The sequence below is a fragment of the Allobosea sp. NPDC003192 genome, from assembly GCF_050275675.1.
In the GTDB taxonomy this organism is placed as follows: Bacteria; Pseudomonadota; Alphaproteobacteria; order Rhizobiales; family Beijerinckiaceae; genus Allobosea.
Genome location: NZ_JBNNPK010000011.1, coordinates 91315 through 103104, shown reverse-complemented (window position 1 = coordinate 103104; position 11790 = coordinate 91315). Strand labels below are relative to the sequence as shown.

Here is an 11790-nt window from a genome sequence, read left to right as displayed (position 1 = left end):
ACCTGCGATCACTCGGGAAGTTTGAACGGCGCCAGTCATGCCCAATAGCCCCCTCGCTCTTCGCATCGCCAACGACATCATCGCGCGCATCGGGATGGGCGAATTCGGTACGGGATCGCATCTCGCGACCGAGACCCTTGCCAAGCGCTTCGAGGTCTCGCGCTCGCCCGTGCGCGAAGCGCTCGCAATCCTTTGCGAGCAGGGCGTCATCGAAAATCGCCGAAATCGCGGATTCTTCGTCCTCTCGACCGAGCAGCGCAAAAATGGAGAGGCATCGACGGAACCGTTCGGGCCCGTGGACGACGACCCATACTACCAACTGGCGGAAGACTGGCTGAAGGACCGGATTGGAGCCGATCAGACGGAGCAGGCCATCCGGGATCGCTACGATCTCACGCGCTCGCAGGCTCAGGATCTCCTGTCACGAGCCTCCCGCGAAGGCTGGGCCGAGCCCAAGCCGGGATATGGCTGGAAGCTGCGCCAGGTTGCCAAAACAGCCGAGGCGTTCGAGGAGATCTACCGATTCCGCGCCGTGATCGAGCCAGCAGCTTTGCTCGAGCCAGGCTTCCGTTTCGACCGGACCGTGGCTGCTGCGCTGCGCCGGACACAAGAGCGCCTCGCCTCGGGCAATCTGGAAGGATTGGCCCCGGCGGCGATGACGGCTGCCGGCGCGGAATTCCACGAGGGCATCATCCGGATGTCTGGAAACCCGATGTTCTTCTATGCCCTCGAACGCGCAAACCAGCTGCGGCGCCTGGCGGAGTACCGGCTGAAGGTGAACCCGCAGCGCATCGCGGTGCAAAGCTCGGAGCACCTCCAGATTCTCGATCTCCTCGCCAGGGGAGACAATCTCGAAGCCGCGCATCTGATGCGACGGCATCTCAGCGGAGCCCTGGCTTCGAAGTCTCCGGTCGTGCACCCGAAATCCGACGACGCCGGCCGCGCGGCCTAGCCACATCGAAAACCCCAACGAAATCACGGTCCTGGAAACCAAGGACGCGCGGCCAGGCATCAATGGTTTTATAGCTTGATAAAACCAATATCTAGAGATAGGCTTTCCCCCACAACGAAAACCAATGGGAGGAATGGCCATGATGAATCGTCGGCAGTTCGTGCTCGCGTCCGCGGCGAGTGTTGGGGCCCTGGGATCAGGCCTGTCGGTCCGGGCCCAGGAGCTGCCGGCGGGCTATCCCGCGGACTACAAGGCGGTGGTCGAGAAGGCGCGCTCCGAAGGTGCCGTCTCGATCTACACCTCGACCGACGACGTGCAGGGTCGCCCGATCGTCGAGGCGTTCCAGAAGGCTTTTCCGGGTATCCGCGTCGACTACAACGATCTCGGCACCAACGGCGCCTATAACCGCATCATCTCGGAAGCTGCCGCCAGGCAGGTCGGCTCGGACATCGTCTGGACCTCCGCGATGGACCTCCAGATGGTCCTCGTCCAGAAGGGGCTCGCCGAAGCCTACAAGTCGCCGGAAGCCGGCCGCCTGCCGGGCTGGGGCAATTTCAGCGACACGCTCTACGGCACCACGGTCGAACCGGTCGGCATCCTCTACAACAAGGCTCAGCTCGCCTCGTTCAAGCTCCCGAAGACCCGGCCCGAGCTGCTGGCTTTCATGCGCGACAACAAGGACGCGCTGAAGGGCAAGCTCGCGACCTTCGATCCCGAGAAGAGCGGCTCCGGCTTCCTGTTCTTCAGCAACGACGCCAAGACAATGCCGGACACCTTCGACCTCGTCCGCGCCTTCGGCGCAACCGAAGGCAAGACCTATGGCAGCTCGGGAGCGATGCGCGAGAAGATCGTCTCGGGCGAACACTGGCTGGCCTTCAACATCATCGCCTCCTATGCGATCGAATGGGCGGCGAAGAACCCCGCGCTCGGCTACATCCTCACCTCGGACCACACCGCGGCGTTCTCCCGCGTAGCCAATATCTCCAAGGGCGCGCCGCATCCGAATGCCGCGCGTGTCTTCCTAGATTTCCTCCTGGCCAATTCCGGGCAATCGGCCCTGGCTTCGGTCGGCGCGCCGTCGATCCGCACCGACGTGACCAGCGGCCTCAATCTGACCAAGCTGACCGAGATGGCCGGCGGCAATCTCAAGCCGATCCCGATCACGACCGCGCTCCTTGAGGCGACCGAGCCGAAGAACCGGGCGGACTTCTTCCGCCGCTGGAAGGAGGCGCTGCGCGGCTGAGCCGCGCAGCTCCCCGAGGAAGCCGATGTCACTCGCAGCTCAAGCTCCCCGCTTCAGGGCCACGGTCATCCTGGCCCTGTTCGCGATGGTCGCGGCGCCAGCCGCGCTCATCATCTACCAGAGCTTTCTCAGCGCCCCGTTCTTCGACGAGACCGCCCGACCGAGCCTCGAAGCCTATCAGTTCATCCTGACGGACCCCGAATTCTACCGGGCGCTCTGGACGACGACAGTCTATGCCGTCGGGATGGTCGTCGTCGCCGTGCCGCTCGGAGGGCTTCTGGCCTTCCTGATCACGCGAACGGATCTCAAGGGCCGACGCTGGCTCGAGCCGCTCGTCCTCGTCCCGATGTTCCTGTCCTCGATCGTGCTGGCCTTCGGCTATACGGTCGCGGTCGGCCCGTCCGGCTTCGTCACGATCGCCTTTCGGAATATCTTCGGAGCGGCGCCATGGAGCATCTACACCCTCCCCGGCATCATCCTGATCGGCGGTCTCAGCCATGTCCCGACCGTCTATCTCTATGTCGCCTCGGCGATGCGGCGACTGCCGAGCGACCTCGAGGAAGCGGCCCGGACCGCGGGCGCCAGCGTCTGGCGGGTCTCGCTGGACGTCACCCTGCCGATGGTCCTGCCAGCGCTGGTCTTCAGCGCGGCGCTGAACCTGCTGCTCGGCTTCGAGACCTTCGGCATCCCCCTGGTGCTTGGCGATCCGAACGGCATCCTCGTCCTCACGACCTATATCTACAAGGTCAACACGATCTTCGGCGCGCCGACCTATCAGGTCATGGCGGCGGTGACGGTCTTCCTCATCCTCATCACCCTGCCGCTGGTCTTCATCCAGCGCCGGCTGCTGCGGCACGCCCGCCGGTTTGCGGCCGTGGGAGGGAAAGGCGCCCGCACCAACCTCCTCAAGCTCGGTGCGGCCGGACAGGCGATCGCGCTGTCCATCATCGGGCTGTGGCTGCTGGTCTCGGTCGTCTTGCCCGTCGGCGGCGTCATCCTACGCGCCTTCGTCGAGAACTGGGGCGAGGGCGTCAGGCTCTCCGAACAGCTGACGCTCGCCAATTTCCAGCGCGTGTTCGAGCTGCCGAGCCTGTCGCGCGGCATCGTCAACACGATCCTGCTGGCGGCCATGGGTGGGGCGCTGGCGGTCGCCTTCTATCTCCTCGTCGGCCTCGCCGGCCATCGCAACCATGGCCGGACCGGCACGCTCCTCGACTATTCCGTGCTGATCCCGCGCGCTCTGCCGGGGCTGATCGTCGGCCTCGCCTTCTTCTGGCTCTTCCTGTTCGTGCCCTTCCTGGTGCCGCTGCGCACCACGCTGTTCAGCCTGCTGATCGCCTACATCATCGTCGGGCTGTCCTATGGCCTGCGCATCATCCAGGCGACGCTGCTTCAGGTCGCGCCCGAGCTCGAGGAATCGGCGCGCACCGCCGGGGCGGATACGTTCCGGACCTGGCGCGACGTGGTGATCCCCTTGGTTCGCCCGGGGCTCGCCGGCGCCTGGGCGATGATCATGATCGTGTTCCTGCGCGAATACGCCACCGGCGTCTACCTGATGAGCGCCGGCACCGAAGTGATCGGCTCGCTGATGGTGTCGCTGCTGACCTCCGGCGCGATGGACCAGATCGCCGCGCTCTCCTTCATCTCGATCCTGCTGACGGCAGTCGGCCTGACGCTGGCGCTGCGTCTCGGAGCCAAGATCCATGACTGATCTCGTCGTCGACAACGTCCAGAAATGGCTGGGCGGCCTGCAGATCCTGTCTGGCGCGAGCTTCGTCGCCGAGAAGGGCCGGATCGTCGCGCTGCTCGGCGCCTCCGGCAGCGGCAAGACCACGCTGCTGCGCTGCATCGCCGGCCTGGAGCAGCCGGAGATCGGCACGATCCGGATCGGCGGTGTGACCGTCCTCGACGACAAGGCGAAGATCGCCCTGCCGCCGGAGCAGCGCCAGATCGGTCTCGTCTTCCAGTCCTATGCGCTCTGGCCGCACCGGACCGTGTTCGAGAACGTCGCCTATGGCCTGAAGCTACGGAAGGTCGGGACCGGCGAGATCAAGGCCAAGGTCGAGGCCATCCTGGCGAAGCTCGGCCTGGCGCATCTCGCCGCGCGCTATCCCGACCAGCTCTCCGGTGGCCAGCAGCAGCGCGTCGCGATCTGCCGGGCTCTGGTCTACGAGCCCAAGGTCCTCCTGCTCGACGAACCGCTGTCCAATCTCGACGCCAAGCTGCGCGAGGAGGCGCGGTTCTGGATCCGCAAATTGATCCTCGATCTGAAAATCTGCGCGATCATGGTCACGCATGATCAGGCCGAAGCCCTGGCGATCGCCGATCAGGTCCTGCTGCTCAAGGGCGGCAGCATCGTCCAGTCCGGGACGCCGCTCGAGATCTACAGCAAGCCGGAGACCTTCTACGCCGCCGATTTCATGGGCACCAACAATGTCCTGAGCGGCCAGCTGGTCAGGGTTTCCGGGCAAAGCGACAGGATCGACTGCGCTGGCCTCGCGCTGCCGGGGATCTGGAGAGATCGCGAGCCTCCGGCGGACGCGAACTCCGTGCGTGCCGTCATCCGGATGGAGGCGATCTCGGTTTCGCCGGAAGCGGGTGCCGACAGCGCGCCCTTCGACGTCGAGGGCTGCATCTATCTCGGCGAGAAATGGGAATACCGGTTGAAGCGGGGCGAACTGCGCCTGCGCGCGCAAGGCCATGAGCCCTTGAGTGCGGCTGTCGCCCATTGCCGGATTCCGGCTTCGGCGACCTGGCTCTACAACCCCTGAGGCGACGCATGTCCGATCGCATCCGCATCGCGCTCGTCCATGCGACCCCGGTCGCCGTCGATCCGATCGCCCGCTCGTTTCGGGAGATCTGGCCCGAGGCGGAGCCGATCGGTGTCCTCGACGACGGGCTGGCGCTCGATCGGGCTGCCGCGGGCGAACTCACCGACGAGCTGTCGCGTCGCATCGTGGCGCTCGCGCAATACGGGCTCTCGACCGGCGCCGAGGCGATCCTCTTCACCTGCTCGGCCTTCGGGCCCGCGATCGAAGAAGCGGCGCGCATCCTCCCTGTCCCCGTCCTGAAGCCGAACGAGGCGATGTTCGAGGAAGCGCTCGGCCATGGAGCGAACATCGGGATGATCGCGACCTTCGGTCCCGCCGTCGCCATGATGGAGCAGGAATTCGCGGAAGAGGCCAAGCGGCTGAAGCCGCAGGCACGGCTGACGTCGTGGCTGGCGGCTGGGGCGATCGAAGCCCTCAGGGTCGGCGATGCCGCGACCCATAACCAGCGCGTGGCCGAAGGCGTGGCGGAACTCGGCGAGCGGGACGCGATCCTGCTGGCGCATTTCTCGACATCGCGCGCCGGCGAGGCCTGCCGGACGCTGACATCGCGGCCCGTGCTTTCATCGCCCGACGCAGCCGTGAGGAAACTTCGGCGCCTGCTCGGGAGCTGAGCACAACCGCTCGACAACGAGTCTGACCTGGGAGGTCGCAATGAGGCTAATGACCAAGGGCTTGTTCGGTTTGCTCCTGAGCGCGACATGCGGCGCTGCATTCGCCCAGTCTTTTCCCGAGCGGCCGATCACCATGATCGTGCCGTTCGCGGCCGGCGGCGCCGCCGATGCCACCGGCCGCATCCTGGCCGAGGGTATGAGCAAGGCGCTCGGCAAGACCATCGTCGTCGAGAATGTCGGCGGTGCCGGCGGAGCGACCGGCACGGCACGGGTCAAGAACGCGCAAGCCGACGGCTACACGATCGGCCTCGGCCATACCGGCACGCTTGCCGCAGCCGTCACCGTGATGCCGAAGCTCCCGCATGATCCGAAGGCCGACTTCGCCTATCTGGGCGTGGTCGCGGCAACCCCGAACATCATCTTCGTCCGTAAGGATTTTCCCGCGAACGATCTGAAGGAGTTCATCACGGTCGCCCGGGAGAAGAAGGACCAGCTCACCTTCGGCCATTCCGGCAACGGCGCCGCATCGCACATCACCTGCCTGCTGTTCTTCGGGCTGATCAAGGCGCCTCCGACCTATGTGCCCTATCGCGGCTTCGGGCAGACCGTGAACGACATCATCGCCAGCAAGATCGACGGCTCCTGCGATCTCGTCGCATCGGTGGCCGGCCAGGCGCAGTCGGGGCTGGTGAAGGCGCTCGTGGTCGCGTCGAAGGAGCGCTCCGCGACCTTGCCGGAGGTCCCGACAGCCGTCGAGGCCGGGCTGCCGGAGTTCCAGGCGGAAACCTGGACAGGGCTTTTCGCGCCGAAGGCCACGCCGAAGCCGGTCCTGGATATCCTGGAAAAGGCTGTTGCGGCGGCTTTGAACGACCCTGAGGTCGGCAAGCGCCTCACGACCATCGGAGCGCGAGTACCTGCCCTGGGCGAGCGCGGCGGGGCGGCCATGCAGAAACTGGTGTCGACCGAGATCGATCATTGGGCCGACATTCTGAACAAGGCAGGCTTCAAGCCTGATTGAGTCCTGTGCCAACGAACACAAGAGCCGAGTGGACATCCTTTGAGGTGGCGGGAGAACGCTTCCGCCGTCTCGACGTCGCGTCGCTCGTCGGAGCGGATTTTCAACGTCTGCCGCATGTGCTGCGGATTCTGTTCGAGAATGCGCTGCGCTCGGCGTCGGAAGAGGAGACCGCGCATCTCCCTCAAGCTTTCCGGAACTGGCTGGAGCAAGGCTCCAGCCTCGTCGAGATCCCGTTCCTGCCCAACCGGATCATGATGCACGATACGACCTGCGGACCCGCATTGGTCGATATCGCCGCGATGCGCGACGTGCTCGCCGAAAACGGCCGCGATCCGGATCTGTTGACGCCCCGCATCCCCGTGGACGTGTCGACCGACCACTCGTCCGGCGTCGACTTCTTCGGCCGCGCCGACGCCTTCAAGCGCAACCTCGAGAAGGAATTCGCCCGCAACGCGGAGCGCTATCGCCTGATGAAATGGGCGGCCTCAGCCATGCCGGGCATCCGGGTTCATCCCCCGGGATCGGGCATCATGCACACGATCAATCTGGAGCGGCTCTCCAGCGTGGTCGCCAGCGAGATGCATCAGGGCGAATGCCGGGCATTCCCCGATGTCCTGCTCGGGACCGACAGCCATACGCCGACCGTCAATGGTCTCGGCGTCCTCGGCTGGGGTGTCGGCGGCCTGGAGGCGGAAGGAGCTCTCTTCGGCGTTCCAGTGGTCTTGCGCATTCCCGACGTGATCGGGGTCAAGCTCGTCGGCCGGCTCCGCGACGGCGTGCTGGCGACGGACCTCGCGCTCGAAGTCACGCGCGCGCTGCGAGCGATCGGCGTCACCGGCGATTTCGTCGAGTTCTTCGGTCCCGGCGTCTCGACTCTCGCAGTTGGAGAGCGCGCGGCGATCGCCAACATGGCTCCGGAATATGGGGCGTCGACCGGGTATTTCCCGATCGACGAACGGGCCCTCGCCTATCTCTCGCGGATCGGCCGGTCTTCGCGCGACTGCAGCCTGGTCGAGGCTTATGCCAAAGCCAGCGATCTCTGGTTCGATCCCGGCGCCGAGCCGCGCTTCACGCGGAGCCTCACCATCGATCTCGACGCGATCGAAGCCAGCGTCGCCGGCCCGCGCCGGCCGCAGGATCGGTTGCCTGCAGGCAAGACGCGCTCCGCCTTCACGCCGCCGCTGGCGCCTTCGGACAGCCACGCCGTTCCGGACGGGGCCGTCGTGATCGCCGCGATCACGAGCTGCACCAACACCTCCGATGCAAGTCTGCTGGCCGCGGCCGGCGTCCTTGCCCGCAAGGCACGCGCCCGCGGCTTGAAGCCGCCTGCCTATGTCAAGACGTCGCTGGCTCCGGGATCGCCGACCGCCGAGCGCTTTCTGCGCCGGGCGGGCCTGCTCGACGACCTCGAAGGGCTCGGATTCGGCATCGTCGGCTATGGCTGCACGACCTGCATCGGCAATTCGGGAGCCTTGCCCGATGTCGTGCGCCGTGAGCTCGGCCGACCGGGTTTCCGGCCGGTTGCCGTGCTATCCGGCAACCGCAATTTTCCGGGCCGCGTCCATCCCGATCTCGAAAACGGCTTCCTGGCCTCACCGCCGCTGGTCATCGCCTTTGCGCTCGCAGGCACGGTCGACATCGACATCATCAGCGAGCCAATCGGCATCGGCGCCGACGGGCAGCCGGTCATGCTGCAGGAGATCTGGCCGACGGGAGCCGAGATCGACGACGCCGTCGCCTCGGGCTGGGATGTCGCCGACTTCGATGCGGCCTATCACGAGGCGGAGACCCGGCCGCTCTGGGTCGAACTGGAGGCGCCGAGCGGACCGCGCTTCCCCTGGGATACTGCCTCCACCTATCTGCGCCGACCGCCTTTCGTCCGGGAGCAGGGGCTGCCGTCGGCACAAGGCCATGCCCGGCCCCTGATCGTCCTGGGCGACGATGTCACCACAGATCATATTTCGCCGGCTAATCAGATCCACTCCGACAGCGCGGCCGGCCGGCACATCGTCGCGCAGGGCGGCAACCCCGCGGACCTCAACGTCTTCGCCTCCAGGCGCGGCAATTTCGAGGTGATGATCCGCGGCGCCTTCACCAACCGGCTGGCGGTCAATCAGCTGTTGCCGGCGGACGCACCGGCGGGTTTCACCCGGCACGAGCCTTCCGGAGAGATCGTGCCACTGACCGAGGCCGCGGAGCGCCATGCCCGCGACAGGACCCCGCTCGTCCTGGTCGCCGGCGAGCGCTACGGCATGGGATCGTCGCGCGACTGGGCTGCCAAGGCCGTCGCGCTGCTCGGCGTTCGTGCGGTAATCGCAGCCAGCATCGAACGCATCCACCGCACGAACTTGATCGGGATGGGAATCCTGCCGCTGCTGCTGCCGGACGGCGTCCATCCGGACGCGCTGGGTATCCGCTCGACCGACCTCTTCGAGATCGATCTCAGCCCGGATCGCTTGACGCCGCGATGCGAGGTTCCGCTGACCATCCGCAGGGCCGATGGCGAACCCGTCCGCCTCCTCTTGCGAGCTGCGATCGAGACCTCGCTCGAGATCACCCTGCTCAGATCGGGTGGGCTGATCCCGCATGTTCTTGGAGGCTTGCTGCACAGCAGCGCGCCTGTTGCCATGGGTGTCGCGTGATGTCCGAGACGGCTGTTCCCCCCGGAGCCTGCGATTGCCATGTGCATCTCTTCGGGCCGCCCGAGCGTTTTCCGTTTGCGGCGGACCGGATCTACACGCCGGGCAACGCCGGCGAGAAAGCGCTTCTGACCCTGCACGAGAGACTCGGGATGTCCCGGGTCGTCCTCGTCCAGCCCAGCCCCTACGGTACGGACAACAGCCGGCTTCTCTCAGGCCTTGCCGAACTGGGCTCGCGGGCTCGCGCTGTCGCCGTAGTCGAACGGGATGCATCCAGCGTTCTCCTTCAGGGATTGTCGAAGGCCGGAGTTCGGGGGCTACGCTTAAACGTCGATACGCAGGGCGTCGTCGATCCGGAGACGATCTGGACGAGCTTGCATGCGGAGGCAATCCGCTGCGCAAGGCTCGGCTGGCATGTCCAGATCCTGACGCGGCTATCGGTCATCGCAGCCCTGGGCGATCGGCTGGCTACCTTGCCGGCGCCTCTCGTCATCGACCATTTCGGCCGGCCCGACCTCGACCAGGGCATCGATCAACCGAGCTTCGCCGCCCTCCTGCGACTAGTGCGAAGCGGCACTGTCTGGGTGAAGCTCTCCTCGATCGGCCGGCTTTGCGGTGCGCAGCAGGACAGGATCGCGCCCTTCGTCAGAGACCTGGTCGAAGCCCGCGCCGATCGGATGGTCTGGGGATCGGACTGGCCGCATACCGGGGGCGGAAGAGGCGGGCGACCGGCCGGGGAGATCGAGCCCTTCGCCGAGGTCGACGATGCGGAATCGCTGGCGGTACTCATGCGGACTGTCGGCGATGCCGGTACGCTTCGCCGGATCCTCGTCGACAACCCCGCTTGGCTCTACGGATTTGAGGCATGATGAAGCCTTTCGACACCCCGCCCGAACTGGCGAGCTCCGATCTCGATCTCGTCATCTGCGGTTTCCCCGGCAAGTCGGCCTGCCATGGCGGGCTCGGCTGGAGCACCGTAGCGATGCTGCGGCACGGCGAGCGGATCGCGCTCGTCGATGCCGGCAATTTCGGGATGCGCAAGCTCCTGATCGAGCAGCTCGATCAGAGAGGTCTGAAGCCGTCGCAGGTCACCGATCTCCTGCTGACCCATTCCCATTACGATCATTCGGTCAACTGGACGCTGTTCCGGGATGCCCGCATCGTGGTGGGTGCGGTCGAGATGGACTGGGCGCTGACAGTGCCCTGGGGCGAGACGCCAGTGCCAGAGCTCTACATCCGCGCGTTGTCGGACTGGCCGAGCTGTGAGACGGTCGAGGACGGCGCCGAGGTCTTCCCCGGCATGACCGCCCATCTGGCGCCCGGCCATACGCCGGGCTGCCTGGTCTTCCATTGGCGGACCCCGGCGCGGGACATCATCTTCACCGGCGACGCCGCCAAGAACCGGGCCGAGCTGATCTCCCGCGACACCGACATGACCTATGATGCCGCAGTCAGCCGCGCGACGATCGAGATGATCTGGGACAGATGGTGCGAGCGGCCGGGCACCATCGTCGTTCCCGGACACGATCTGCCGATGGTGCTCGACGGAAACGAACCCCGCTATCTCGGCAAGCGAAAGGCATCGATCAGGGCCTGGTTCGGCAAGGACATCGCGACCTTGACCGAACTGGATCTGACCGCCGGCCGGGAGTGAGGACGACCTGCAATGTGATGCTGGCGGTGCTCGAGCTGCCAAGTGTCGGCATTTCAATCGAGCTGCGGAAAGCGCATTTTCAGCCTTTTGGAAAAGGCCGCTGACCAGCAACCGTCGGATTGCGGCCGGCCGGGAAATCGAGGCAAGAAGGAGAGCCGAGTCGTCAGAGCGTGTTCGCCCGCCGTGCTGATGTCCCAGCGGACAAATGGACAGATGTAAATGGTGACACGGGCCGAACTCACCTCGCGACTGGAACGGGCGTTCCTCGACCATGGCTACGAGCATCTGACCATGACCGGGCTCGCCAAGGCCGTCGATGTCACCCGGCGCACGCTCTACAATTATTTCAGCAGCAAGGAAGACGCCTTTCGCTTTCTGATCGAGAACGTCAACGCGCAGGCGGTCGAGGTCGGCATGGCGTCCGGGCGGGCGGCACTGGCCGCCGGGCGTGACCCGACCGAGATCCTGGCGACGATCCTCGACACGCGCTACGGCAATACGCGCCGGCGCCTCGCGACTTCGCCCCACGCCATCGAGCTCAACGACCAGGCCTTCCGGCGTTGCCGCGACCTCATGATCGCCTCCGCGACAGGCTTTCAAGCCCAGCTCGCCGGCTTCATCACCGAGCTGGAGGCGAACCGCATCCTGCAGGTCAAGGCGGACATAGGGCCGGATGCCCTGGCGCAATTGCTTGCCGACGGCGCGCGCGGCACCAATCAGAGCCTGCCTCCGGTCGATCCGGCCAAGCTGCACCTGCGCTATCGCAGCATGGTCCGCGCGCTGCTTCACGGAGCGACGGAGCTACCGGTCTGACGGGTTCTGCCCATCGACGACCGTTGCAA

The 11790-nt window shown here is 65.9% G+C and carries 10 protein-coding genes; all 10 read left to right on the top strand.

Annotation, left to right across the window (positions count from 1 at the left end; translation table 11 throughout):
* The first annotated feature begins 37 nt into the window (after positions 1 to 37).
* The 10 genes from ACQKLX_RS16330 to ACQKLX_RS16285 all read left to right on the top strand — a co-directional run bounded on the left by ACQKLX_RS16330 (position 38) and on the right by ACQKLX_RS16285 (position 11761).
* Positions 38 to 952, top strand: a complete 915-nt coding sequence (locus ACQKLX_RS16330; protein ID WP_427362627.1) for a GntR family transcriptional regulator — start codon at positions 38 to 40, stop codon at positions 950 to 952.
* Positions 953 to 1091: 139 nt separating this feature from the next.
* A complete protein-coding gene (locus tag ACQKLX_RS16325) occupies positions 1092 to 2195 on the top strand; it encodes an ABC transporter substrate-binding protein (protein WP_427362626.1) in 1104 nt (367 codons plus the stop codon).
* 25 nt (positions 2196 to 2220) lie between these two features.
* The gene (locus ACQKLX_RS16320) at positions 2221 to 3906 is read left to right on the top strand and encodes an ABC transporter permease (RefSeq protein ID WP_427362625.1); all 1686 of its coding nucleotides are present in this window, start codon (positions 2221 to 2223) and stop codon (positions 3904 to 3906) included.
* The gene (locus ACQKLX_RS16315) at positions 3899 to 4966 is read left to right on the top strand and encodes an ABC transporter ATP-binding protein (protein ID WP_427362624.1); all 1068 of its coding nucleotides are present in this window, start codon (positions 3899 to 3901) and stop codon (positions 4964 to 4966) included. The genes ACQKLX_RS16320 and ACQKLX_RS16315 overlap by 8 nt, the downstream gene beginning before the upstream one ends.
* Positions 4967 to 4974: 8 nt before the next feature.
* Positions 4975 to 5637: an aspartate/glutamate racemase family protein gene (locus ACQKLX_RS16310; protein ID WP_427362623.1), complete on the top strand. Its 663-nt coding sequence runs from the start codon at positions 4975 to 4977 to the stop codon at positions 5635 to 5637.
* A 40-nt stretch (positions 5638 to 5677) separates the two neighbouring features.
* Complete coding sequence (locus ACQKLX_RS16305; protein WP_427362622.1) at positions 5678 to 6655, top strand: Bug family tripartite tricarboxylate transporter substrate binding protein; 978 nt, start codon at positions 5678 to 5680, stop codon at positions 6653 to 6655.
* A 44-nt stretch (positions 6656 to 6699) separates the two neighbouring features.
* Positions 6700 to 9297, top strand: coding sequence for an aconitate hydratase AcnA (gene acnA, locus ACQKLX_RS16300; protein ID WP_427362621.1), 2598 nt, complete (start codon positions 6700 to 6702; stop codon positions 9295 to 9297).
* Positions 9297 to 10163, top strand: a complete 867-nt coding sequence (locus tag ACQKLX_RS16295; protein ID WP_427362620.1) for an amidohydrolase family protein — start codon at positions 9297 to 9299, stop codon at positions 10161 to 10163. The genes acnA and ACQKLX_RS16295 overlap by 1 nt, the downstream gene beginning before the upstream one ends.
* Positions 10160 to 10948 carry an MBL fold metallo-hydrolase gene (locus tag ACQKLX_RS16290; RefSeq protein ID WP_427362619.1) on the top strand — a complete coding sequence of 263 codons (789 nt, stop codon included), beginning with the start codon at positions 10160 to 10162 and terminating at the stop codon, positions 10946 to 10948. The genes ACQKLX_RS16295 and ACQKLX_RS16290 overlap by 4 nt, the downstream gene beginning before the upstream one ends.
* A gap of 219 nt (positions 10949 to 11167) precedes the next feature.
* Positions 11168 to 11761 carry a TetR/AcrR family transcriptional regulator gene (locus ACQKLX_RS16285; protein ID WP_427362618.1) on the top strand — a complete coding sequence of 198 codons (594 nt, stop codon included), beginning with the start codon at positions 11168 to 11170 and terminating at the stop codon, positions 11759 to 11761.
* Positions 11762 to 11790 lie beyond the last annotated feature (29 nt).

Bases quoted from the DNA above. Each gene is read 5' to 3' on its own strand.
- ACQKLX_RS16330 (WP_427362627.1), top strand. From the start codon at position 38: ATGCCCAATAGCCCCCTCGCTCTTCGCATCGCCAACGACATCATCGCG.
- ACQKLX_RS16325 (WP_427362626.1), top strand. From the start codon at position 1,092: ATGATGAATCGTCGGCAGTTCGTGCTCGCGTCCGCGGCGAGTGTTGGG.
- ACQKLX_RS16320 (WP_427362625.1), top strand. From the start codon at position 2,221: ATGTCACTCGCAGCTCAAGCTCCCCGCTTCAGGGCCACGGTCATCCTG.
- ACQKLX_RS16315 (WP_427362624.1), top strand. From the start codon at position 3,899: ATGACTGATCTCGTCGTCGACAACGTCCAGAAATGGCTGGGCGGCCTG.
- ACQKLX_RS16310 (WP_427362623.1), top strand. From the start codon at position 4,975: ATGTCCGATCGCATCCGCATCGCGCTCGTCCATGCGACCCCGGTCGCC.
- ACQKLX_RS16305 (WP_427362622.1), top strand. From the start codon at position 5,678: ATGAGGCTAATGACCAAGGGCTTGTTCGGTTTGCTCCTGAGCGCGACA.
- ACQKLX_RS16295 (WP_427362620.1), top strand. From the start codon at position 9,297: ATGTCCGAGACGGCTGTTCCCCCCGGAGCCTGCGATTGCCATGTGCAT.
- ACQKLX_RS16290 (WP_427362619.1), top strand. From the start codon at position 10,160: ATGATGAAGCCTTTCGACACCCCGCCCGAACTGGCGAGCTCCGATCTC.
- ACQKLX_RS16285 (WP_427362618.1), top strand. From the start codon at position 11,168: ATGGTGACACGGGCCGAACTCACCTCGCGACTGGAACGGGCGTTCCTC.